The following is a 2,939-nucleotide window of genomic DNA, read 5'->3' on the forward strand; positions in this document are numbered from 1 at the left end:
GCTTTAAATGCGCGACGGTCTTGGGCAGCAGGTAAAGGGTGCGGATCTTATTTCCTTTCCCGATAATAACCGCATATGGTTTTTCGTCCGACAGGTGGAGCTGGCTGTTCTTCATCGACAGGAGCTCGTCCAGCCGGGCAGCGGTGCTGTAGAGCAGGATAAGGAATGCCATATCCCGGCGTCCGGTCCTGCTTAATGGGCTGGGGGCATCCAGCAGTGCCTTTACCGCTTCCCTCGTCAGGCCTTCCACTTTCTTTTTCTGGCATTTCCTGCGCGGGATCTGGGCCGCCTCCAGATACAAGTGCAGGTAAGCCACATCCCGGCTGCCCAGGTACTTCAAAAATGTCCTTAAAGATGCCAGCCTGTTGTTGCAGCTCTCCGGGCTGCATCCCCTGGATTCCCGCAGCCAGACAAGCCATTCTTCGATAACCGTATGCCGGAAGCAGTCTGCATTCAGGCTGTCACTGTGTATCTTTTTCTCATTCTCCAGAAAGAACAGGTACAGCACGATCGCATCCCGGTAGGATTTCAGGGTGTTCATGCTGTCTGTTTTCTGTGAAAGGACATAACCGTCCAGAAACCCTGAAATATATCCGGCTATCAGGATGCTTTCCTTATTAGGTTTCTTCATCTGCGGGCACCTCCGGCATCATCCATTCCGAACCGGCTTGTGTCTGTTCCTTTATGATCTCCGAGAGCCCGGGCACAATCGAGTAGTAGTACTTCGTGCTCTCCACTGTCGTATGCCCCATGCTCTTACTGAGGAATACCAGCCTGTCATGGAACTCAAAGCCCCGTCCCACCCACCGGTTGATGTTTTCCACGGCATAATGGTGCCGGAATTCGTAGGCAGTAGCGTGGGATGCGTTCACCCCGCGCCACAGGAGGTTAAAGTTTTTGGTCACCCACCCCCTGCCCAAATGCGAATTCCGTATGGAAGGGAAGAAATATTCCCTCCCGGGCACAATCTCCCCAATGGCCGTATCGTACCTGCGCATGATTTCCAGCATGGAGTCATGCAGGACAATGTAATGCTGGTCATGCCCCTTGGAGTACTGTATGTCCAGGACGCCCCTTTCAAGGTCTGCATTTTCCCTGGGGAGCAGCCTTGCTTCATTCGTGCGGATCCCGCTGCTGTAAAGGAGCCGGAAAAAGACGGGGATGGTCATTTTCCTTATGACCGTCTCTTTCCGGTTGTTGATGACGGGGATATGGTCGCACTCATGGAAGAAACGGCTGAGCTCTTCCTGTGTAAAGGCATGGGGGATGTAAGTCCGCATTTCCTTACGGGGAATCTGCGGGGGCTGTACAGGGGACAGACCCCGCCCATTCAGGAAACGGACAAAGCTGTCCACCACATAGATCCTTGACCGGCAGGAATTGTTTGCTTCCGTGTGCCGCTGGCGGCACCAGCCGTCAACCATCTCCTGTGTCAGCATGGTATCACCCGGATAGTTTTCAAGGCAGTAGCGGTCGAAAAGCATCAGGTTCTCTTCATAGGAAGAGTCGTTCCAGCGCTGCGACGCCTGCCGGTACCGTATGAAATGGCGGATCTGCGGGGCAAGAAAAGACCGGAACTCTTTCATAAGGAAAACACCTCCTCCGCCAGCGGGAAAGCTTCTATGCTTAACGCGCACTCTTTTAAATGCACAAAGTCCGCCCTCAGGTAAGGCTCAAGGGAATCCGGGGCTGTATGTCCCAGGGTCTGCGTGATGACGGGCTGTGGGACGCCGTTCTCCAGCATGGTGGACGCCAGGTTGTGCCGGAAGATATGGGTGCCCTTCCTGTCTCCGGGCTCCTGCCTTATCCCCGCCAGCCTGCAGGCTTTTGCCACGATGTTGCCAATGCTCCCGGCAGCCAGGGGTGAAAAGGGATGTGTTTCTGACAGGAACAGGCGCAGGCTCCCGGTATCCGGCCTTTCCTCTGCCAGATAATCGTATATGGCATTGCCTACAACAGCAGAAAGAGGTATCTCCACCGGCACGGATGTCTTCTGCTGCTCCACCAGTATCCGTTCTTTTTCCCAGTCGATGGAGCTGAATGTAAGGCCGGCGATATCGCATCCCCGCAGGCCTGTAAAAAGGAGCAGGAGGAGAATGGCTTTGTTGCGGGCGGAGAATCCATCATTCTCTGCCGCATCCCGCAGGAGCCTGACTTCATCCTGTGTAAGGTATCGTATGTTTTTCCTTGTTTCGCGCAGCAGCGGGAGAAAGCCCAGTATCCTCCGGCACTGTGGTTCCTTCCATTTGAGTCCGGCCTTAAAGACAGCGGATATGTTCTTCTTGTAGGAACAGCTCTTCTGCAGCGTGCCGTCGTCCGAAACGAAAAACGACAGGACAGCATCTTCTGTCACTTCATCCAGGCTCCGGGCTCCCTGCTCCTGCATCCGGTATAAAAAAGATGCCGTGTTAAGGGACTCACCCCGGATGGTTGATTCTTTTTTGCCGCGCTGAACTTCATACGCACGGTAGAAATCAATCAGTTCCTGGAATTCCGGCACCAGCAGGTGGTAGGAGCCCCTTTCAAAAAGGGTATGGCGGTGTCTGCCGTCCGGAAAGTGGCCGAAGAGATCGAATTGCTCCAGGGCTCCGATGATCGTCCTCTTGTTGCGGAGATAGTCCTTGGAATGCGGTACCTTTAAGTATTCAAGGTAAATATCCTGGTATGACTGCCAGCGGTGGCTGTCTGCATCCGCCAGTATACGGTTGATTTCATCTCTGAACCGGTGTATGTAGGTACTGCAATAGCCATTGTTTTCCATGAAGGAAAGAAGTTCTTCATGGTGTTCCTTTAGGTTTTGTAAATCCATGGTATGACCTCCCTTTTTTTGTTATAAAGGAATCATACACCAAAAATAAAATCCAAACCTTTTCAGACGGTATTTGTTGCGGTTTACGTCTTTTTTCTGAAAGGTTTGGATTTTATTTAAGTTTGGATAA

General features: G+C 52.6%; 3 protein-coding genes. All 3 read right to left on the reverse strand.

The window, feature by feature from the left end; translation table 11 throughout:
• On the reverse strand, window positions 1-631 hold a 631-nt coding region (locus NSB25_RS28905; RefSeq protein WP_257479367.1), incomplete at its 3' end, for a tyrosine-type recombinase/integrase.
• The gene (locus NSB25_RS28910) at window positions 618-1,586 is read right to left on the reverse strand and encodes a tyrosine-type recombinase/integrase (RefSeq protein ID WP_103242774.1); all 969 of its coding nucleotides are present in this window, start codon (window positions 1,584-1,586) and stop codon (window positions 618-620) included. The genes NSB25_RS28905 and NSB25_RS28910, both read right to left, overlap by 14 nt.
• Window positions 1,583-2,809, reverse strand: coding sequence for a tyrosine-type recombinase/integrase (locus NSB25_RS28915; RefSeq protein WP_103242775.1), 1,227 nt, complete (start codon window positions 2,807-2,809; stop codon window positions 1,583-1,585). Before NSB25_RS28915 ends, NSB25_RS28910 begins: the two co-directional genes overlap by 4 nt.
• Window positions 2,810-2,939 lie beyond the last annotated feature (130 nt).

Source organism: Acetatifactor muris, assembly GCF_024623325.1.
GTDB lineage: Bacteria > Bacillota > Clostridia > Lachnospirales > Lachnospiraceae > Acetatifactor > Acetatifactor muris.